Source organism: Tsukamurella tyrosinosolvens (genome assembly GCF_900104775.1).
Taxonomy (GTDB): domain Bacteria; phylum Actinomycetota; class Actinomycetes; order Mycobacteriales; family Mycobacteriaceae; genus Tsukamurella; species Tsukamurella tyrosinosolvens.
Window position 1 is genome coordinate 4,476,521 of the sequence record NZ_FNSA01000003.1, and the last position, 19,961, is coordinate 4,496,481.

General features: G+C 71.3%; 18 protein-coding genes. 13 read left to right on the forward strand and 5 right to left on the reverse strand.

Annotated elements, in window-relative coordinates:
* Nucleotides 1–118: 118 nt before the first annotated feature.
* Nucleotides 119–1,741 carry a chaperonin GroEL gene (gene groL / locus BLW32_RS24235; RefSeq protein ID WP_068522897.1) on the reverse strand — a complete coding sequence of 541 codons (1,623 nt, stop codon included), beginning with the start codon at nucleotides 1,739–1,741 and terminating at the stop codon, nucleotides 119–121.
* A 253-nt stretch (nucleotides 1,742–1,994) separates the two neighbouring features.
* Between groL and BLW32_RS24240 the strand changes: the two genes are divergently transcribed.
* A complete protein-coding gene (locus BLW32_RS24240; RefSeq protein ID WP_068522898.1) occupies nucleotides 1,995–2,456 on the forward strand; it encodes an SRPBCC family protein in 462 nt (153 codons plus the stop codon).
* 61 nt (nucleotides 2,457–2,517) lie between these two features.
* Here BLW32_RS24240 and BLW32_RS24245 read toward each other — a convergent pair whose 3' ends face one another.
* Nucleotides 2,518–3,702, reverse strand: coding sequence for a DUF7373 family lipoprotein (locus tag BLW32_RS24245; RefSeq protein WP_139286307.1), 1,185 nt, complete (start codon nucleotides 3,700–3,702; stop codon nucleotides 2,518–2,520).
* Between the two features lie 7 nt (nucleotides 3,703–3,709).
* On the reverse strand, nucleotides 3,710–4,873 hold the full coding sequence (locus BLW32_RS24250; RefSeq protein WP_139286308.1) for a DUF7373 family lipoprotein: 1,164 nt from the start codon (nucleotides 4,871–4,873) through the stop codon (nucleotides 3,710–3,712).
* A gap of 77 nt (nucleotides 4,874–4,950) precedes the next feature.
* Here BLW32_RS24250 and BLW32_RS24255 point away from each other — a divergent pair, with 77 nt between their 5' ends.
* Genes BLW32_RS24255 through BLW32_RS24280 form a run of 6 tightly spaced genes read left to right on the forward strand, consistent with a single transcriptional unit; the run spans nucleotide 4,951 to nucleotide 11,818 of the window.
* Entirely contained in the window at nucleotides 4,951–6,324 is a 1,374-nt protein-coding gene (locus BLW32_RS24255; protein WP_068741409.1) for a M20/M25/M40 family metallo-hydrolase, read from the forward strand.
* Nucleotides 6,321–7,526 carry a molybdopterin molybdotransferase MoeA gene (gene moeA / locus BLW32_RS24260; RefSeq protein ID WP_068741408.1) on the forward strand — a complete coding sequence of 402 codons (1,206 nt, stop codon included), beginning with the start codon at nucleotides 6,321–6,323 and terminating at the stop codon, nucleotides 7,524–7,526. Before BLW32_RS24255 ends, moeA begins: the two co-directional genes overlap by 4 nt.
* 13 nt (nucleotides 7,527–7,539) lie before the next feature.
* The gene (locus tag BLW32_RS24265; protein ID WP_082791358.1) at nucleotides 7,540–7,845 is read left to right on the forward strand and encodes a GlsB/YeaQ/YmgE family stress response membrane protein; all 306 of its coding nucleotides are present in this window, start codon (nucleotides 7,540–7,542) and stop codon (nucleotides 7,843–7,845) included.
* Between the two features lie 58 nt (nucleotides 7,846–7,903).
* Nucleotides 7,904–8,626, forward strand: a complete 723-nt coding sequence (locus tag BLW32_RS24270; protein ID WP_068522903.1) for a phosphatidylserine decarboxylase — start codon at nucleotides 7,904–7,906, stop codon at nucleotides 8,624–8,626.
* 38 nt (nucleotides 8,627–8,664) lie between these two features.
* Complete coding sequence (locus BLW32_RS24275; RefSeq protein ID WP_068523298.1) at nucleotides 8,665–9,519, forward strand: CDP-alcohol phosphatidyltransferase family protein; 855 nt, start codon at nucleotides 8,665–8,667, stop codon at nucleotides 9,517–9,519.
* Between the two features lie 49 nt (nucleotides 9,520–9,568).
* Entirely contained in the window at nucleotides 9,569–11,818 is a 2,250-nt protein-coding gene (locus BLW32_RS24280) for an AAA family ATPase (RefSeq protein ID WP_068741655.1), read from the forward strand.
* Between the two features lie 71 nt (nucleotides 11,819–11,889).
* On the opposite strand, the gene BLW32_RS24285 is transcribed toward BLW32_RS24280, so the two are convergent.
* Nucleotides 11,890–12,753 carry a type IV toxin-antitoxin system AbiEi family antitoxin domain-containing protein gene (locus BLW32_RS24285; RefSeq protein WP_068741407.1) on the reverse strand — a complete coding sequence of 288 codons (864 nt, stop codon included), beginning with the start codon at nucleotides 12,751–12,753 and terminating at the stop codon, nucleotides 11,890–11,892.
* 173 nt (nucleotides 12,754–12,926) lie between these two features.
* Nucleotides 12,927–13,385, reverse strand: coding sequence for a hypothetical protein (locus BLW32_RS24290; protein ID WP_083379603.1), 459 nt, complete (start codon nucleotides 13,383–13,385; stop codon nucleotides 12,927–12,929).
* Between the two features lie 70 nt (nucleotides 13,386–13,455).
* Here BLW32_RS24290 and BLW32_RS24295 point away from each other — a divergent pair, with 70 nt between their 5' ends.
* The 6 genes from BLW32_RS24295 to mnhG are packed head-to-tail and all read left to right on the forward strand — an operon-like array spanning nucleotide 13,456 to nucleotide 19,947.
* Nucleotides 13,456–16,353 carry a Na+/H+ antiporter subunit A gene (locus tag BLW32_RS24295; RefSeq protein WP_068741654.1) on the forward strand — a complete coding sequence of 966 codons (2,898 nt, stop codon included), beginning with the start codon at nucleotides 13,456–13,458 and terminating at the stop codon, nucleotides 16,351–16,353.
* The gene (locus BLW32_RS24300; protein ID WP_068522907.1) at nucleotides 16,350–16,940 is read left to right on the forward strand and encodes a Na(+)/H(+) antiporter subunit C; all 591 of its coding nucleotides are present in this window, start codon (nucleotides 16,350–16,352) and stop codon (nucleotides 16,938–16,940) included. Before BLW32_RS24295 ends, BLW32_RS24300 begins: the two co-directional genes overlap by 4 nt.
* On the forward strand, nucleotides 16,937–18,607 hold the full coding sequence (locus tag BLW32_RS24305; RefSeq protein ID WP_068741405.1) for a Na+/H+ antiporter subunit D: 1,671 nt from the start codon (nucleotides 16,937–16,939) through the stop codon (nucleotides 18,605–18,607). The genes BLW32_RS24300 and BLW32_RS24305 overlap by 4 nt, the downstream gene beginning before the upstream one ends.
* The gene (locus BLW32_RS24310) at nucleotides 18,600–19,298 is read left to right on the forward strand and encodes a Na+/H+ antiporter subunit E (protein ID WP_068741404.1); all 699 of its coding nucleotides are present in this window, start codon (nucleotides 18,600–18,602) and stop codon (nucleotides 19,296–19,298) included. The genes BLW32_RS24305 and BLW32_RS24310 overlap by 8 nt, the downstream gene beginning before the upstream one ends.
* Nucleotides 19,295–19,618 (forward strand): monovalent cation/H+ antiporter complex subunit F, encoded by a 324-nt coding sequence (locus BLW32_RS24315; RefSeq protein ID WP_068522910.1) that lies wholly within the window; start codon nucleotides 19,295–19,297, stop codon nucleotides 19,616–19,618. The genes BLW32_RS24310 and BLW32_RS24315 overlap by 4 nt, the downstream gene beginning before the upstream one ends.
* Nucleotides 19,615–19,947, forward strand: a complete 333-nt coding sequence (mnhG, locus tag BLW32_RS24320) for a monovalent cation/H(+) antiporter subunit G (RefSeq protein ID WP_068522911.1) — start codon at nucleotides 19,615–19,617, stop codon at nucleotides 19,945–19,947. Before BLW32_RS24315 ends, mnhG begins: the two co-directional genes overlap by 4 nt.
* The last annotated feature ends 14 nt before the right edge of the window (nucleotides 19,948–19,961 follow it).

Sequence of the window (19,961 nt, forward strand, 5' to 3'; positions counted from 1 at the left end):
GGCGCGGCCGCCGAATATCGCCGCGGTGGCTCGTAAGACTCGACTTTCGGAAACAGGAAGGGCCCGGCACCATCGTCGAGACGATGCCGGGCCCGAATCCTTAGCCGAGTGGCAGGACTTAGAAGTCCATGCCGCCCATGCCGCCGGTCGGATCGACCGGGGCACCGGCCTTCTCCGGCTTGTCGGCGACGACGGCCTCGGTGGTGAGGAACAGCGCCGCGATCGAGGCTGCGTTCTGCAGCGCCGAGCGGGTGACCTTAACCGGGTCGTTGATGCCAGCGGCGAGCAGGTCCTCGTAGACGCCGGTAGCGGCGTTGAGGCCGGTGCCGGCGGGCGAGTTGCGGACCTTCTCGGCGACGACGCCGGGCTCGAGGCCGGCGTTGACGGCGATCTGCTTGACGGGGGCGTCGAGCGCGACCTTGACGATGTTCGCGCCGGTCGCCTCGTCACCCTCGAGCGCGAGGCTGTCGAAGACGGAGCCCGACTGCGCGAGAGCAGCGCCACCACCGGCGACGATGCCCTCCTCGACGGCGGCCTTGGCGTTGCGCACGGCGTCCTCGATGCGGTGCTTGCGCTCCTTGAGCTCGACCTCGGTCGCGGCACCGGCCTTGATGACGGCGACGCCGCCGGCCAGCTTCGCGAGGCGCTCCTGCAGCTTCTCGCGGTCGTAGTCCGAGTCGCTGTTCTCGATCTCGGCACGGATCTGCGAGACGCGGCCCTCGATCTGCTCCTTGGAGCCGGCACCGTCGACGATGGTGGTCTCGTCCTTGGTTACGACGACCTGGCGCGCCTGGCCCAGGACCTCGAGGCCGGCGGTGTCGAGCGACAGGCCGATCTCCTCGGAGATGACCTGGCCACCGGTGAGGATCGCCATGTCCTGCAGCATCGCCTTGCGACGATCGCCGAAGCCGGGGGCCTTGATGGCGACCGACTTGAAGGTGCCGCGGATCTTGTTGACGATGAGCGTCGACAGGGCCTCGCCCTCGACGTCCTCGGCGATGATCGCGAGCGGCTTGCCCGACTGGATGACCTTCTCCAGCAGCGGCAGCAGGTCCTTGACGGTCGAGATCTTGCCGGCGACGAGCAGCACGTAGGCGTCCTCGAGCACGGCCTCCTGACGCTCGGCGTCGGTGGCGAAGTAGCCCGAGATGAAGCCCTTGTCGAAGCGCATGCCCTCGGTGAGCTCCAGCTGGAGGCCGAAGGTGTTGCTCTCCTCGACGGTGATGACGCCTTCCTTGCCGACCTTGTCCATGGCCTCGGCGATGAGCTCACCGATGGCGGGGTCGCCGGCCGAGATGCCCGCGGTAGCAGCGATCTGCTCCTTGGTCTCGACCTCCTTGGCGGCCTTCAGCAGGTGCTCGGAGACGGCCTCGACGGCCTTCTCGATGCCCCGCTTGAGGCCCAGCGGGTTCGCGCCCGCGGCCACGTTGCGCAGGCCCTCGCGCACGAGCGCCTGGGCCAGAACGGTGGCGGTGGTGGTGCCGTCGCCCGCGACGTCGTCGGTCTTCTTGGCGACCTCCTTGACGAGCTCGGCGCCGATCTTCTCGTAGGGATCCTCGAGCTCGATCTCCTTGGCGATGGAAACACCGTCGTTGGTGATCGTGGGGGCGCCCCACTTCTTCTCCAGCACGACGTTGCGGCCCTTGGGGCCGAGCGTCACCTTGACGGCGTCGGCGAGGGCGTTCAGGCCCCGCTCGAGACCGCGGCGGGCCTCTTCGTCGAACGCGATGATCTTGGCCATTGCGAAGTGATTCCTCCAGATAGGGGCCGGTTCGGCCCTACTTTGGACACGTCTTCTAGGTCGATTCGATGCCCGCGACGGACGACCCGGCGTGTCACCTGCGCGGGTTGCGCACAGGGCCCGGTCTCACCTCTTCGACCTAGCACTCACGTAATCCGAGTGCTAAGTCGTTTCTAGCACTCGGCAGGGTCGAGTGCAAGGTCGTTCGCCGTGGGCTGGACGGACCCTTCCTACTCCTGGGTAGGATCCGGTCATGGCAACCCCCGTTCTGGAGTCGAGCGTCGTGATCGACGCGCCCGTGGAGAAGGTCTGGTCGGTCGTGTCCGACCTCGAGGCGATGGGCCGTCGCAGCCCGCAGTGCAAGAAGGTGTTCGTGTTCGGCGGCCCGATCAAGGTGGGCACCCGCATGCTGAACATCAACCGGCAGGGCTGGAAGGTCTGGCCCACCAACACCCAGGTCACCGAGTTCACGGCCAACGAGCGCGTCGCGTTCCGCGTGGCCGAGAACCACACCACCTGGAGCTTCACCCTGGTGCCCGACGGCGACAAGACGACCGTCGTCGAGCGCCGCGAGGCCAAGGACGGCAAGACCACCGCGCTGAGCAGCGGACTGATCGCCGCGCTCCTCGGCGGCAACGAGGACTTCGAGCGCGGCCTCCTGGTCGGCATGAAGCAGACCCTCTCGCACATCAAGACCGAGTCCGAGGCGAAGTAGCCTCCCCGAGACCCACGAAGGGGCGCACCCGGCCGGGTGCGCCCCTTCGTCGTCATGACGCCTAGGTGGCGTTCTTCAGGACCAGGTAGGCCGCGCCGATCCCCTGGAGCGCCTGCTGCCGCTGGGACGAATTGAACTCCGCCACGTACCGCCCCACGGCGACCGAGCACCAGGTCATCTTCGAGGTCGCCCCCTCGTAGGTGGGGAAGGTCAGGCAGCGCCCGCCGGGCACGCCCTTGACCTTCTCCTCCTCGACCTTCGTGAAGGTCTTCCGGTTCTCGTCGGTGAACTCGTCCACGACGTGCTGCGCGCCCGTCGCGTCCTTCGCCCGGTAGACGGTGCTGCCGCCGGTTCCGACGACGTCGACGCCCGCGTCGGCGAAGGTCTTCACCGACCGGGACACGTCGGTCTGCCGCAGTACCGCGGACCTCGCGGGGAGCGCGTAGCCGCCGTCGCCCTTCGACGGTGCGAGGGTCAGCTTCGCGACGCCCTCGGGGTCGAGCTGCAGGGTGCTCACCTTGTCGAGCGGCGTCGGCTGGAAGCCGTCGAGTGCCTTGGTCTGCCGGTCGAAGAAGGTGCGCAGCTGGTCCACGGAGAGGTCACCGAAGGCACCGATCACGTACTGCTTGTACGCGAGGAAGGCCACCGTCGCGGTGCCGACGGAGGCGCCGTACGTCTGCGTGTACGCGATGGCTGCGTCGTAGCCGGGAACCCTGGTCTCCACCTTCGCCGGCAGATCGTCGCCGGAGGAGTCCTTCTCGCGGGCCCGCAGCGCCTGGCCGACGGCGGACGAAGCGTCCGCCGGGCTCGCCATGCGGACCAGGACGACGGTCTCGCCGCGTTCCTTCTTCTTCGAGTCGTACTTGGTGCCCTGCTGCGTGTCACTGGCGCCCACCGAAGTCGCGACCTCGGCCTTGGCGCCGAGCACATCTCCCGCCGCTTGACCGAAGACTCCCTTGACCATCCCCTGGATGGCCGACCGGGACGTCGCGCGCACGCTGCCGCGGAAATGCATCGCCGCATCGATCTCGTGGATGAACGGCACGGTCTCCGCCATCCGGTATCCCTCGAGCGCCTCCCCGTCGGCCTGCGTCGTCGAGCCGATGGTCCGGGACGTGGTCGCGAACGAGCCGGTCTCCGGCTTCGGCACACCGGACGGATCGGGGACGGGGGTTCCCGCCACCGTCGACGAGCACCCCGCCAGGAGCATTGCCGATGCGGCGAGCACCGCCAGAGACTTCTTCATAGCCACCTCACTTCGCCTGCTGCAGAATCAGATACGAGGCGCCGATGGCTTGCTTCGCCCTCGCCTCCTGCATGTCGCTGACCTCCGCGAGGTACCGCCCCACCGGCACGACGCAGTACGTCCGTTTGTCCTTCGAGCCCGTGTACTGCGGGAACGCGCGGCATCGGCCGCCCGGAACGCCCCGCACCGTGGAGGACTCGCCTCCGGGGTAGAAGCGCGTGTTCTCAGCGATGAACTTGACGGCGAGCTGCGATGCACCTGCGGCATCGCGCGCCCGGTAGACGACGTTGCCGGCGTTCGCGATCCGGTCGACCCCCGTGGCGTCGAAATCTCCCGTCGCACCCGTCGTGTCCGAGGCGAACCGGGCGTAGCCCCGCGGCGAGAACGTGGTCTCGTACACCGTCGGCGACTGCTCCACGAGGGTGTACCGGAGCAGGTCCTCGTCCTTGCGAGTGAGCGTCGAGAACTTGTCGGCCGGCGTCGGCACGAAGCCGACGAGAGACTTGACCTGCAGGTCGAAGTACTTCTTGATCAGGTCGACGGAGCTGTTGGTCCACGCGGCGATCACATATCGCCCGCTCGCGAGGAGCCCGGCCCGGGAGCTCGAGTCCCCGATCGTCTTCGAGTACGCAGTCGCCTCCGAGTAGCCCGGGATCGTCTCCGGCTTCTTCGGCGTCTGCGTGTCGGACGCGAATCCCTTGTCAGGCGCGAGGACCGCCGGGTTCGTCACCGCCGCGCGCGCTGAGGCCTCATCCTTGAACCGGAACACCCCGGTGACCAGACTCCTCGACGTCTTCGCGTCGGAGCCCGGCGCCTTATCGTCCGCCGAGATGTAGGCACCGACCTCCATATCGGCCACGGCGACGCCCACGCCGTCCCCGAACGCCGACTTCACAGTCGTCCCGATCCGTCCCACCGACGGACGCCCGCCGTACCGAAGTGCGGGGTCGACCTCAGTCGCCATCGGGATGATCTCGACCATGCGGAACGCCTCCGCCGCGATGTACATCTTCTCCGTCATGGCGGCGAGTTGGCGCGGCGCTGTCGCGTACGACCCCGTGTCCGGCTTGGGCACTCCCGACGGGTCGGCGACGGGCGAACCGGGCACCGTCGTCGAACAGCCCCCGAGCAGCAGCGCTGCCCCCAGTGCGCACAGCGACCTACGCAGCATGGATTCCTCCTCCAAGAGTTCACACAAGTGAACCACGACCGGCCTGCCGCGTACTTAAGCCGCGCTAAGGTGAGCCGATGACCGAGCGCAACCTGCGGGACACCGTCGAGAAGCTGATGGACAGGGCCAGGTCGGACCTGGCGGAGCTGGTCGCGCACCCGTCCGTGCACGACTCCCCCGAGTTCGGGGCCGAGCCGAACGCGGCGTCGGCGGCGTGGGTGGCGAAGGCCCTCACCGAGGCCGGCATCGGCAGCGTCGAGCAGGTCACCACGTCCGACGGGTCGATCGCGATCGTCGGGCACGCGCCCGCGCCCGAGGGCGCCCCGACGGTGCTGCTCTACAGCCACCACGACGTGCAGCCGCCCGGCCCGCGCGACGCCTGGGAATCCGACCCGTTCACCCTCACCACGCGCCCCGGCCCCGACGGCGCGGACCGCTGGTACGGCCGCGGGGCCGCCGACTGCAAGGGCAACCTGGTCGCGCACCTGACCGCGCTGCGGGCCGTCCGCGGCGACGACGGCACCTTCCCCGTGGGCGTGCGGATCATCATCGAGGGCTCCGAGGAGGGCGGCGGCGCGGGTCTCGAGGACCTCGTCGCCGAGCGCCCCGAGCTGGCGCAGGCCGACCTCATCGTCATCGGCGACACCGGCAACGTCGCCGTCGGCCGGCCGACGCTGACCACCTCGCTGCGCGGCGTCGCGAGCGTGCGGGTCGAGCTCAGCACCGGCACCTCCGACCTGCACTCCGGCGCCTTCGGCGGAGCCGCCCCCGACGCGATCGCCGCCCTCATCGCGCTGCTCGCGACGCTGCGGGACGGCTTCGGCAACACCACGATCGACGGGCTCGACAGCTCCGCGCGCTGGGCCGGGGAGCCCTACGACGCGGCGCAGTTCGCCGCCGACGCCGCGATCTACGACGATGCCGCGATCCTCGGCTCCGGTGCCATCGCCGACCAGCTGTGGGCGCGGCCCGCGGTCACCGTCATCGGAATCGACGCCCCCGCGACGGCCACCGCCGCCGCGGCCATCCAGCCCCGCGCCGCGGCCCTGCTGAACCTGCGGGTGCCGCCGGGCACCGATCCGCGCCACGCCGGCGAGCTCCTCGTCGCGCACCTGACCCACCACGCCCCGTGGGGCGCGCACGTGGACGCCACCGTCGAGTCCGTGGGCGAGCCCTTCGCCGCCGAGACCACCGGCCCCGCCTACCGGGTGCTGCAGGAGGCCCTCGTCGAGGCGTACGACGGTGCCGAGGTCGCCTTCAGCGGCCAGGGCGGCTCGATCCCGCTGTGCACGCAGCTGCGCAAAGCCGCGCCGCAGGCCGAGATCGCGCTGCTCGGCGTCGAGGAGCCGCAGTGCCGCATCCACGCTCCGAACGAGTCCGTCGACCCCGCCGAGCTGCGCCGCACCGCGTTGGCCGAGGCGCTGCTGCTCACCCGGCTGGCCGGCGCGTGAGGCCCGTCGACGAGCACCGGGCCGCGGTCGCCGCGCTGGTTCCCGCGCCACGGACCGTCGACGTGCCGGTCGCGGACGCCCTCGGCCGGGTCCTCGCCCGCGACGTGCCCGCGCCGCTCTCACTGCCGCCGTTCACGAACTCCGCGATGGACGGGTACGCAGTCCGCGCCGCCGACGCCGTCGCGGGCGAGGTGCTGCCCGTCGCCTTCGACGTGCCCGCCGGCCGCACCGATGTGCCCGCGCTCCCCGTCGGGGCCGCGTGCCGCATAATGACCGGCGCCCCCGTGCCCGACGGTGCCGACGCCATCGTCCCCGTCGAGCGGACCGACGGCGGCATCGAGCGGGTCCGCATCGACGAGGCGCCCGAGCCGGGCCGGTTCTTCCGCGCTGCGGGTAGCGACATCGGGGCCGGCGACGTCGCGCTGCGCGGTGGCGAGACCGTCGGGCCCGCCGTCGTCGGTTTCGCGGCCGCCCTCGGCCTCACGACGGTGCCCGTGCTCGCGCCGCCGCACGTCGCCGTCCTGTCCACCGGCTCCGAGCTGGTGGAACCGGGCACGCCGCTGCGGCCCGGGCAGATCTACGAGTCCAACGCACCCATGCTGGCGAGCGCCATCCGTGAGGCCGGCGCCACCGCGGAGGTCGTGCGGTTCGTGGCGGACGACGCCGATGCCTTCCTCGCCCGGCTCGCCGAGCGGATCTCCGCGGGCGGCGTCGACCTGGTCGTCACCAGCGGCGGCGTCAGCGCCGGGGCCTTCGAGGTGGTCAAGGACGCGCTCGCGTCGCGGGGCGTCGACTTCGTCAAGGTCGCGATGCAGCCCGGCATGCCGCAGGGCTGCGGCACCGTCGACCTGGGGGGAGTGCAGGTCCCGTTCGTGACCTTCCCCGGCAACCCGGTGAGCGCGTTGGTCTCCTTCGAGGTCTTCCTGCGGCCCGCCCTGCGCGCGGCGATGGGCCTGCCCGACCGCCCCCGACGCGTCGCGCGGCTCGCCGAGCCCGTGGACTCGATCCCGGCAAAACGCCAGTACCTGCGGGGACTCCTGACGAGGAACGCCGACGGTACCGATTCGGTCTCGGTTCTCGGCGGGCCGGGTTCGCACTACCTACGATGGCTTTCACAGGCGGATTGCCTGCTGGACGTCCCCGCCGAGGTCGAGCATCTGGCCGCGGGGACCCCGGTGGAACTGATTCTCCTGAACGACTAACGAGGAGACATTCATGGTCGCGCAGAACGCAGACACCGTCATGCTCGCATCGGCCAACTTCAGCCCCGGCTGGTTCGCCTGGATCATCATCGGCGGCATCGCCGGCTGGATCGCCAGCAAGATCATGGGCACCGACAAGGACATGGGCATCATCAAGAACGTCCTGGCCGGCGTCATCGGCGGCTGGCTGGGCGGCTACGTGCTGCGCCTGTTCGACGTGCAGACCGGCGCGTTCGGCTGGTTCCTCACCTTCGTCACCGCACTCGTCGGCGCGTGCGTGGTGATCGGAGCAGTGAAGCTGGTCACCGGGCGCAAGTGATCGCACCGTCGGGTGACAGAATGTCCCCCGACATGAACGCGAACAGAGAGGACGTCAGGTGGCGCGCCGCCCACGCACGCCGGTCGACGGGCATCTGACCGAGCACACCTCCGGCATCGAGCACATCACCGAGCTCATCCGGCACACCGTCCCGCCGCTGCACCCCGCGGGGACCCCGTTCATCGCGGGATCCCTCGGGGTCGCCGCGGTGGGCTACCGCAAGAGCTGGATCCGGGTTCCCGCCCTGATCACCGCGGCCGCGTGCGCCGGCTTCTTCCGGCATCCCGCCCGCGTGACGCCCACCGCCGAGGGCGTCGCGGTGGCACCGGCCGACGGCGAGGTGACGCTCGTCGACGAGCACGTCCCGCCGCGCGAGCTGGGCCTCGGCGACGCGCCGCTGCCCCGGGTGTCGATCTTCCTGTCGGTGTTCGACGCGCACGTCCAGCGCGCGCCGCTCGCCGGCGTCGTCGACTCCGTGGTGCACACCGACGGCAAGTTCCTCCCCGCCGACCTCCCCGAGGCCAGCGACCGGAACGAGCGGAACTCGGTGCGCCTCGCCACCGAGCACGGGCCCGTCGGCGTCGTCCAGATCGCCGGCCTCGTGGCGCGGCGGATCCGCACCGACTGCGCGCCCGGCGACACCCTCGAGCTGGGCGAGACCTACGGCATCATCCGGTTCGGTTCCCGCGTCGACACGTACTTCCCCGCCGGCACCGAGCTGACCGTCTACAGCGGCCAGCGCGCGGTGGCCGCCGAGACCGTGATCGCGCGCCTGCCGTGACCGACTCGTCCACCGCGCCGCACCGCCCCGTCGGCGTCATGATCCTGCCGTCGATGCTGACGGTGGCCGCGCTCTGCGCGGGCCTGACGGGCGTGCGGTTCGCGGCGGACGGCAAGGTCGACCTGGCGATCATGCTGGTCGTCATCGCCGCGATCCTCGACGGCCTCGACGGCCGCGTCGCGCGGCTCCTGGGCGCCTCCACCCGGATCGGCGCCGAGCTGGACTCCCTGGCGGACGCCATCAACTTCGGCGTCACCCCCGCGCTGATCCTGTACTTCGTGTGCTTCCCCGGCTCGCCCGCCGGGTGGATCGTCGCGCTGCTGTACGTCGTCGCGATGGTGCTGCGGCTGGCCCGGTTCAACACTCTCGCCGCCGACCCGACCGCGCCGGCGTACACCAAGGACTTCTTCGTCGGCGTGCCCGCGCCCGCCGGCGCGCTGCTGGTCCTGGCCCCGCTGGCCGCGCAGCAGGAGTGGGGCGACGGCTGGTGGGTCAGCACCCCGATGGTCGCGGCGTGGACGCTGTTCGTCGCCGCGCTGACCGTCTCCCGGATCCCCACGTCCAGCTTCAAGACCATGACGGTGCAGCCCGCGAAGGCCGCCGGCGTGCTCGTCGCGGTCGCGGGCCTGGCGGCGCTGATCCTCACCTACCCGTACATCGCGCTGCTGCTGGTGATCGCGCTCTACCTGCTGCACATCCCGTTCGCGTGGCGGTCCAAGCGGTGGGTCACCGCCCGGCCCGAGGCCTGGGACCGCAAGCCCGCGGAACGTCGCGCGATGCGCCGCGAGCAGCGCCGCCCGGTGCGGCCGCACCGCCGCGCCGCGACGGCCGGCCGGGGTGGCCGGCGGACCGCCGCCCGCCTGGGCCTGCGCCGCCCGACCCGCGAGGACTGAGGGCCGCTGAACCCGTCGCCGCGCGGCGGGGCGAACTAGTGTGGAGCGGGTGTCGAACCTCTCGCTCACCGTCCGCCTGCAGACCTCTGCCCTCGAGGCGCGACGGGGCATCGTCCGGATCCATCCCGAGGCCCTCGCGGCGCTCGGCCTGCGCGAGTGGGACGGGATCGAGCTGCTCGGCGCACGGCGCACGGCCGCGGTCGTCGCCGCGGCGCCCGCGGGTTCCGCTCCGGGGGTCGCCCTCCTCGACGAGCTGACCATCACCAACTGCGGCCTCCGCGAGGACGCGACCGTCGTGATCACGCCCGCCACCGTCTACGGCGCGAAGCGGGTGCTGCTGCGCGGCAGCGCGCTGACCCGCAACGCGCTCGACGGTGCCGCCCTGCGGCAGGCGCTGCTCGGGAAGGTGATGATGCCCGGCGACAGCGTCTCGCTCCTCCCCCGCGACCTCGGGCCCGGGACGTCGACCGCGGACGCGGTGCAGCAACTGTCGCGCCTCGTCGGGATCACGTGGACGAACGAGCTGCTCACGGTGGTCGCGGTCGACCCGTCGCCGGGGCCGGTCTCCGTGCAGCCGAACTCCGCGGTGCTGTGGGCGGACGACGACGGAGCCGCCGTGCCCGCCGCTCCGGCCGCCGCGTCGTCCGGCGTCGCCGAGGTCCCGACGTTCACCGAGGAGGTGCCCGACGTCGAGACGCCGGCGGTGCGGCCCGTCGCCGACCTGGTCGGCGCCGACGGCGCGGTCCGCCGCCTCACCGAGTGGCTGTCCCTCGCGCTCGACGAGCCCGAGCTGCTGGAGAAGCTGGGCGCGCCCGCCCGCCTCGGCGTGCTCATCACCGGCCCCACGGGCGGCGGCAAGGCCACGGTGGCGCGGTCCGTCGTGTCGCCGCGGCCGCTCGTCGAACTCGACGGTGCGCTGACCGGCGCGCTCGAACCGCAGGCGCGGCTGGAGCGGGTGCGGAGCGCGGTCACCCGCGTGCGGGAGGCGGCCGCCGGCGGCGCCGGCGACACGGACCAGACGGGTTCCGGCGCCGCCCTGCTGGTCCGCGACGTCGAGGCGCTGCTGCCCGCGACCCGCGAGCCCGTCTCGACGATGATCCTCGACGAGCTGCGGCGGGCCGTCGCGACGCCCCGCGTCGCCCTGCTCGCGACCACCTCGGCGCCGGGCGAACTCGACTCGCGGCTGCGCGAGCCCGACCTGGCGGAGCGGACGGTGACCGTCGACCTCCCGGACGCGAAGCAGCGCGAGCAGCTGCTCGACCTGCTGCTGCGCGACGCACCTACCGTCGACCTGGACCTGCACGAGGTCGCGCTGCGGGCGCCCGGCTTCGTGGCCGCCGACCTGGCGGCCCTGTGCCGGGAGGGTGCGCTGCGTGCCGCGGCGCGGGTGGTCGGTACCGACGAGCGGATCGCCATCACCCAGCCCGACCTGCTCGGGGCGCTCGGCGTGATCCGGCCGGTGTCGCGGTCGGCGACGGAGGAGGTCTCGGTCGGGTCGATCACGCTCGACGACGTCGGCGACATGGTCGAGACCAAGCAGGCCCTCACCGAGACCGTGCTGTGGCCGCTGCGCCACCCGGACACGTTCGCGCGGCTCGGCGTGGAGCCGCCGCGGGGCGTGCTGCTCTACGGCCCGCCCGGCTGCGGCAAGACCTTCGTGGTCCGCGCGCTCGCGGCGTCGGGGCAGCTGTCGGTGCACGCGGTCAAGGGCGCGGAGCTGATGAACAAGTGGGTCGGCGAGTCGGAGAAGGCCGTCCGCGATCTGTTCGCGCGGGCGCGGGGCAGCGCACCGTCGCTGATCTTCCTCGACGAGGTCGACGCGCTCGCGCCGCGGCGCGGCCAGTCGTCGGACTCGGGCGTCGGCGACAAGGTCGTCGCCGCGCTGCTCACCGAGCTCGACGGCGCCGAGCCCCTGCGCGACGTGGTCGTCCTGGGCGCGACGAACCGCCCCGACCTCGTGGATCCCGCGCTGCTGCGACCCGGCCGGTTGGAGCGGCTGATCTTCGTGCCGCCGCCGGACGCCGAGGCCCGCGCGGAGATCCTGAAGACCAGCTCGCGGTCGATCCCGCTGGCCGACGACGTGGACCTGCCGGCGCTGGCCGAGCAGCTGGACGGCTACTCCGCCGCCGACTGCAGCGCCCTGCTGCGCGAGGCCGCGCTCACCGCGATGCGGCGCGACCTGGACGCGGCGACGGTCAGCGCGGCGGACGTGGAGGCCGCGCGGCAGGCGGTCCGCCCGTCGCTGGACCCCGCGCAGGTCGCGGACCTGCAGGCGTACGCGGACCGTCGGGCGACGTAGACCGTTCCGGAACCGCGTTCCTGAGCGGCCTGGGCGAAGCATTCCGATCGCGACCGAAATCGAGCCCGGTTTCAGAAGTCGGTAGTGCCACGATGTCGTCCCTTGCGAACCAGGGCGAGGACTTCCTGGAGGAACGCCGCCCATTCCTGATCGTCCATCACCTCGTCGTAGTCGATCCGGAGCACGCGGTAATTGCCGACCGTCGAGGTGCGGTCGCGCCTGCAGTCCGCCTTCCGCCGCGCTCCGTTGTGATGACCGTCGCTGTCGCACTCGATGATGAGCCTGTCTCCGACAAGCAGGTCCACCCTGCCCACGCCGGGTATCACGACCTGGGTCCGCACCCCGATGTGCGCGCGGCGCAGCCGATACCGCACGACCGATTCCGTGCCCGACTCGGCCGCCGGATCCAGGTGGTCGAGCAGTCGAAGCGTCCGAACCGGTGCGCCGTCGAACCACTGCCGGATGTCGGCGAGGTCGACGGTCGGGGTCAGCCGGAGCACGGAATCCGCGACGGCGACGAACATGTCCGGGTCGAGGCAGTTGGCCGCGCAGATCAGCGCCTCGGGCAAGGCGTCGACCGCGGTGATCGGTGTCGCCAGCGTGCGGTGGGCGCGGCACTGATGATCGAACCTCGGTCTGCCCCGATAGCGGGACCATCGGGTGTGGAGCCGATTCTGGTGCGGCGGGATCCAGACCCCCGGCCGATGTTTGAGCGCCGAGACGCACGCGACGGTCGCGCCGGCCCGCACCGCTGCGACCACTGCCGCGTCCGCACCGGGGGTCTCGTACCAGCCGCGGCGGATCACCCCGAGCGCCGTGCGCCGTCGGAGTTCGTCCACGTCCGCGGCGTCCACGCCCGCCCTGACCAGCTGCCTGCGGGAGACGACGCCGCCATTGACCGCGGCGAGCGCGGCGATCCGGTCGTGACTGCTCATGGGCCGATCGTGCCGGTGGTCCCGCCCTGATCCGTCCGCCCCGAAGCCTCCCTGTGGACAGAACACGTTAGGTACCCACATCTGTGGAGGAGTATCGTCCGAAACCGTCGTTCAGCGAGGTCAGGACGAAAATACTTCGCCGCGATCGAGTTTCGAGCGGGTTTGTGAAGGCGCTAGACCTTGCTGACCGAGTAGAAGACGGCGTTCGGGACGGCGCCGGCCTGGACGGAGCTCACGGTGACGACGTAGCCCTTGCCGGAGAACTGCGCGGACTGGGTGGCGTTGTCGGGAGCGCCGGCGCCGGCGCCGAGCGCGATGTAGCCGGCGTCGGTGAGTTTCTTCTTCGCCGCGTCGAAGCCGCCGTCGCCCGCCTGCACCGTCGCGTTGTAGACGGTGACGCCTCCCTGCTGCCGCTCCCCCGCGTCGATGAGATTGCCGTCGACGATGGGCACGTCGGCCTTCGGGAAGGACGCGGGCAGGGTGACGGTGGCCGCCGGGGTGTCCTTGGCCTCGTCGCCGCAACCCGCCGCGCCGAGGAGCAGCGCCCCCGCCGCGAGGGCGCTGAGCACCCCGCGCGCGAGGCGCGAACCGCGCCCCGTCGAAGTCGTCGGACGATCCGTCAACTGGTCCATGCAGCTCCCGACATCCCTACCGGTAGAATTCGAAAAGAACGACACCCCGCTCACAAAGGACGGAGTGCCCTTGCTTGTCATCCTTGTCTGTTTGTCACTGGCGACCTTAGCCGCACCGATCGTGGTCGGCCGCTTCGGCGCGCGCGGATTCCTTTCGCTCGCCCTGGCCCCCGCCGCGGCGCTGGTCTGGATCATCACCGTCTGGCCCGTCTCCGGCGAACCCGACCGCACCGAGTCCCTGCAGTGGGTTCCGGCGCTGAACATGAACGTCGACCTGCGGCTCACGCCGCTCGCCGCGGTCATGTCCGTCCTCGTGCTGGGCATCGGCGCGGTCATCCTGGTGTACTGCGCCGGCTACTTCACCGGCGTCTCGAACACCCGCAAGCTGCCCACCTTCGCGGCCGAGCTGGTCGCCTTCATGGCCGTCATGTTCGGCCTCGTGGTCAGCGACAACATGCTGGTCATGTACGTCTTCTGGGAGCTCACCTCGGTGCTGAGCTTCCTGCTCGTCGGCTATTACGCCGAGCGCGCCACCAGCCGTCGTGCCGCCACGCAGGCGCTGCTCGTCACCACCCTCGGCGGCCTCGCGATGCTGGTCGGCATCATCGAGCTGGGCGAGCACTACGGCACCTACCTGTTCTCCGAGGTCATCTCCCGGGCGGTGGGCGACCCGTCGACGATCTCCATCGGCGTCGAGGTGGGCGTCGTGCTCATCCTCGTCGGCGCGATCAGCAAGTCCGCGATCGTGCCCTTCCACTTCTGGCTCCCCGGCGCCATGGCCGCGCCGACGCCCGTCTCCGGCTACCTGCACGCCGCGGCGATGGTGAAGGCCGGCGTCTTCCTCGTCGCACTGCTCGCGCCCGCCTTCGCGCACCTCACCTCGTGGCGGGTGATCGTGCTGGGCCTCGGCATCCTCACGATGATCCTGGCCGGCTGGCGCGCGCTGCGGGAGTTCGACCTCAAGCTGATCCTGGCCTTCGGCACCGTCAGCCAGCTCGGCATGCTCATGGTGCTGGTCGGCACGGGCGAGCGGAACGTGGCGCTCGCGGGCATGACGATGCTCACCGCGCACGCCCTCTTCAAGGCGACGCTGTTCATGGTGGTCGGCATCATCGACCACGCCACCGGTACGCGCGACATCCGGCGCCTGGCCCGCCTCGGCGACCGGCAGAAGGTGCTGGCCGTGATCGCGGCGCTGGCCGCGGCGTCGATGGCCGGCATCCCGCCGCTGTACGGCTTCGTCGGCAAGGAGGCCGCGCTCGAGACGATGCTGCACGCCTCGCTGCCGTCGCCGCTCCCCGTGATCCTGCTGGTGGGCATGTGCGCCGGCTCCGCGCTGACGGTGGCCTACAGCATCCGCTTCCTGTGGGGCGCGTTCGGCCGCAAAGGCCAGGCGAAGCCGACGAGCGCCGTCGAGAACATGCACGCGATCAGCCCGCTCTTCCTGGCCGGCCCCGCGCTGCTCGCCGTGCTCAGCCTGATCGACGGGATCTTCTCGCCCTGGATCGATCACGTGCTCGCCGAGTACCCCGACACCTCGTTCCCGCCCGCCGAGGACCCGTACCACCTCGCGCTGTGGCACGGGTTCACGCTGCCGCTCCTGCTGACCACGCTCATCATCGCGACGGGCATCGTCATCGTGCAGCCGCACAGCCCCTTCTCGCGGCTGCGCCAGCGCAACAGCGTGCTGCTCGGCAACGCGGACCGGCTCTACGACGCCACCCTGCGCGGCGCCGACGTGCTGTCGCTGCGCATGACGCAGAGCACGCAGCGCGGTTCGCTGCCGCTCACCCAGGGCACGATCCTGCTGACGCTGGTGCTGCTGCCGCTGCTGGTCCTCGCGTTCGGCACCCGCGCGCGGCCCGACCTGCGGGTCGAGGCCTCGCCGCTGTTCCTGGCGATCTCGCTGCTGATGTGTGCGGCCGCGCTCACCGCCGTCCTGCTGCGGAACCGCCTGGCGACGGTGCTCGTCGTCGGCGCCACCGGCTACGGCACGGGCGTGATCTTCGCGATCTACGGCGCCCCCGACCTGGCCCTCACGCAGTTCCTCGTCGAGACGCTGACCCTGGTGGTCTTCGTGCTGGTGCTCCGCAAGCTGCCCGCCGAGGCGCCGATCACCGGCAGCCGCCCGTCGCGGGTGGCCCGTGCGCTGCTCGGCATCGCGGTGGCGGCGATGGTCGTCGTGGTGGCGATCGCGGCGCGCGCGGCACGGGTCGCCGCGCCCGTCGCGGACCGGCTGCCCGAGCAGGCCTACAAGTTCGGCTACGGCCACAACACGGTGAACGTGATCCTGGTCGACATCCGCGCGTGGGACACCTTCGGCGAGATCTCGGTGCTGCTGGTCGCGGCGACGGGCGTCGCCTCGCTGGTCTTCCGCAACCGCCGCTTCGGCTCGGCGCCGCGGGTGAGCGCGGAGGCCGCCGCCGCGGCCGCCGCGGCGCCCGGCACCACCTGGCTGCGGGGCAGCGCGCTCCGCGATCCGCGGCACCGCTCGCTGGTCCTGGAGATCACCTCGCGCATGGCGTTCCCCACGATCATGGTGGTCTCGGTCTACTTCTTCTTCGCCGGCCACAACGCGCCGGGCGGCGGCTTCGCGGGCGGCCTGACCGCCGGCCTCGCGCTGGTGCTGCGCTACTTGGCGGGCGGCCGGTACGAGATCGGCGAGGCCCTCCCGCTCGACGCCGGCCGGATCCTCGGCACGGGCCTGCTCCTCGCGGCGGGCGGCACCATCGTCTCGCTGCTCGCGGGCGCGCCGGCCATGTCGTCGGTCGCCTTCGAGTTCACCCTGCCGGTCTTCGGTGACGTCAAGGTGGTGACTGCGCTGATCTTCGACGCCGGCGTGTACCTCATCGTCGTGGGCCTGGTGCTCGACGTCCTGCGCAGCCTGGGAGCACGACTCGACCTGGAGGGATCCCCCGCCGACATGACCTCGCCCCTGCCCGTCCAGTCGGGGGGTGGCGCGCGATGATCGTCGACATCGGTCTCTTCGCCGCGATCGCCGTCATGGTCGCCACCGGCGTGTACCTGCTCCTGGACCGCAGCCTCACCCGCATGCTGATGGGCATCATCCTGTTCGGCAACGCGGTCAACCTGCTCCTGCTCGCGCTGTCCTCCCCGCCCGGCAACCCGCCCATCGTCGGGTACTTCTCGGAGGGGCGGCTCACGGAGGCGGATCCGTTGGCGCAGGCGATGATCCTCACCGCCATCGTCATCACGATGGGCATGGCGGCGTTCATCCTCGCGCTGGCCTACCGCTCCTTCACGATCAACACCGACGACGAGGTCGACGACGACCCCGAGGACACGAAGGTCCTCGAGCGCGACGTCGACGTCGCGGCCGACGATCCGGACTACGACGCCTCGGACGACCCGATCACGGGCGCACCGTCGGCCCTGGGCGACGCCTACGGCCCCGACGGCGAACTGCTCTCCCCCGAGGAGCTCAAGCAGGCCCGCGTCGACGTCGTCGACACCGGGGCGCTGCCGCTGCCCAGCGTGCCGCGGGAGAAGCAGCTCCCGCCGGGCGAGCAGGACGAGAAGGGGGGCGGGCGATGACCGAATCGACGATGCTCGCCCTCATCCCGTTGCCGACGGTGCTGCCGATCGTCGCGGCCGCCATCACCATGGTGATGGGCCGGCACCCGCGGCTGCAGCGGCTGATCTCGCTGGTCTCCCTCATCGCGATCGTCGCCGTCGCGGCGCTGATGCTCTACTACACGGACCGGCACGGCACCGTCGCGCTGCACGTGGGCGGCTGGGGCGACCGGGACGGCGGGGGCGGGCCGCTCGGCATCACCCTCGTCGCGGACCAGCTCGCCGCGCTCATGGTGCTGGTCTCGGCGATCGTGCTGCTGGGCGTCCTCGTGTACTCGGTGGGCCAGGGTATCCGCGACGGCGACGAGCACCAGCCCGTCTCGATCTTCTACCCCACCTACCTGATCCTCGCGGCGGGCGTGTGCAACGCCTTCCTCGCGGGCGACCTGTTCAACCTGTTCGTCTCCTTCGAGATGCTGCTCGCCGCATCCTTCGTGCTCCTGACGGTGGGCGGCAGCGCCGACCGCATCCGGGCCGGCGTCTCGTACGTCATGGTCTCGATGGTCTCCTCGGTGATCTTCCTGCTGGGCATCGCCTACGCCTACTTCGCGACGGGCACGCTGAACCTCGCGGACATGGCGATCAAGCTGCAGGACCTGCCGTCGGGCACCACGACCACGCTGTTCGCGGTTCTGCTCGTGGCGTTCGGGATCAAGGCGGCGGTGTTCCCGCTGTCGACCTGGCTGCCGGACTCGTACCCGACGGCACCCGCGCCGGTCACCGCGGTCTTCGCCGGCTTGCTGACCAAGGTCGGCGTGTACGCGATCATCCGCGCGCACACGCTCATGTTCCCGGGCGGCGCGCTCGACGACGTCCTCATGATCGCCGGCCTGCTCACGATGATCGTGGGCATCCTCGGCGCGATCGCGCAGACCGACATCAAGCGGCTGCTGTCGTTCACGCTCGTCAGCCACATCGGCTACATGATCTTCGGCATCGCGCTGTCGACGCCGTTGGGCCTGAGCTCGACGATCTACTACGTGGTGCACCACATCCTCGTGCAGACGACGCTGTTCCTCGTGGTGGGCCTCATCGAACGCCAGGCGGGCGCGGCCTCGCTACGCCGCCTCGGCGGCCTCGCCGCGGCCAGCCCGGTGCTCGCGATCCTGTTCTTCCTGCCGGCGCTGAACCTCGGCGGCATCCCGCCGTTCTCGGGCTTCGTCGGCAAGGTCGGCCTCATCGAGGCGGGTGTGCGCGAGGGCTCGGTGCTGGCGTGGGTGCTGGTCGCGGGCAGCGTGATCACCAGCCTGCTGACCCTGTACGCGGTGATCCGCGTGTGGACGAAGGCCTTCTGGCGCCCCCGCTCCGATGCCCCCGAAGGGCAGCTGGCCGTCGCGCACCCGGAGGCGCTGCTCGACGACGCCGACGTCATCGAGTTCGCCGACCGCGAGGACCCGGGCCGCATGCCGATGAGCATGGTCGCGCCCACCGCGGGCCTCCTCGCCGTGGGCCTGATCCTCGCGATCTTCGCCGGCCCGATGTTCGACGTCACCGACCGCGCCGCCACCCAGCTCATCGGCCGGGAGGACTACATCGAGGCCGTGCTCGGCCCGGAGGCTCTGGAGAAGCTCAAGACGCCCGACGGTGCGCCCGTCACCGTCGGACCGCAGGGAGGCGCGCATGGCTAGGCGACTCGTGACGCGGATCCTGCCCGACCTGCGCGACGGCCGCGCCGTCGGGGTCAAGGTCGCGCAGCTGCTGTGGCTCGACGCGGTGTGGGTCATGCTGTGGGGCAGCGTGACCTGGGGCAACATCGCGGGCGGCCTCCTCGTGGGCCTCGCGATCCTGCTGCTGCTCCCCCTGCCGCCCGTGCCCGTCGAGGGCCGCGTGCACCTGGGCTCGCTGCTCAAGCTGATCGGCGTCTTCCTCGTGGAGATGTTCCGGTCCTCGATCGAGGTGGCCTGGCTCGCGATCCGGCCCGGGTCGATGCCGCTGAGCGCCGTGTTGCGGGCGAAGGTCTCGATCAAGTCCGACCTGGTGCTCACGCTGCTGGTCGACATGATGAACCTGATCCCGGGCACGATGGTGCTGGAGATCGACACCAAGCGGCGCCTGCTGTACGTGCACGTCGTCGACGTGAGCAGCGAGAAGGCGGTGCGGCAGTTCTACCGCAGCACCGCCCGCCTCGAGCGGCTCTTCATCAACGCCTTCGAGCGCGACAACGAGTGGCACGCCAGCCCGATGCACGGCATCGACGACGACGATTTCCACCACGTCACGCCCGGCGCCCGCGGCCTGGCGGGCGATGCGCGCCGCATGGCGGCGCCGGAGATCGCCTACCGCAAGGCGCAGACCACCGAGGGAGAGGAGAAGCCGTGACCGTCGTCTTCGTGATCACCGGCGTGATCCTCATGGCCGCCGCCTTCCTCACCGCCTACCGGCTGCTGCGCGGCCCGAACACGCTCGACCGCGTCGTCGCGGTGGACGCGCTCGTCGCGATCGCCGTCGGCGGGCTCGCGGTGTGGGCGGCGTACAGCCGCAACTCGTCGGTCATCCCCGGCATCGTGGCGCTCTCGCTGATCGGCTTCGTCGGCTCGGTCTCCGTGGTGCGGTTCCGCGTGCCCGACGATGCGGGGACCGCGCCGTCGCCGCCCGACGAGACGCCGGACATCGCGCCGCGGAACGGGGGCCTGCGATGATCGTCGACGTCGTCTCCTCGATCCTGTTCCTCACGGGCGCCGTCTTCGCGGTGACCGCCGCGATCGGCATCATCCGGTTCCCGGACACGCTGACCCGCATGCACGCGGCGACGAAGCCGCAGACCCTCGGCATGCTGCTGCTGCTCGCCGGCGCGATCGTGCGGATGACCGATTCGGTCGACGTCTGGATGCTGGTGTTGGCCGGGCTGTTCACCATGATCACCGCGCCCGCGGTCGCGCATCGCGTGGGCCGGGTCGCCTACCAGGAGCAGCGGCTGCGCGACAGCACCATCGATCCGGACCAGATGGAGACCGGCAGCCGCGACTGACGGCCGCCGGTCCC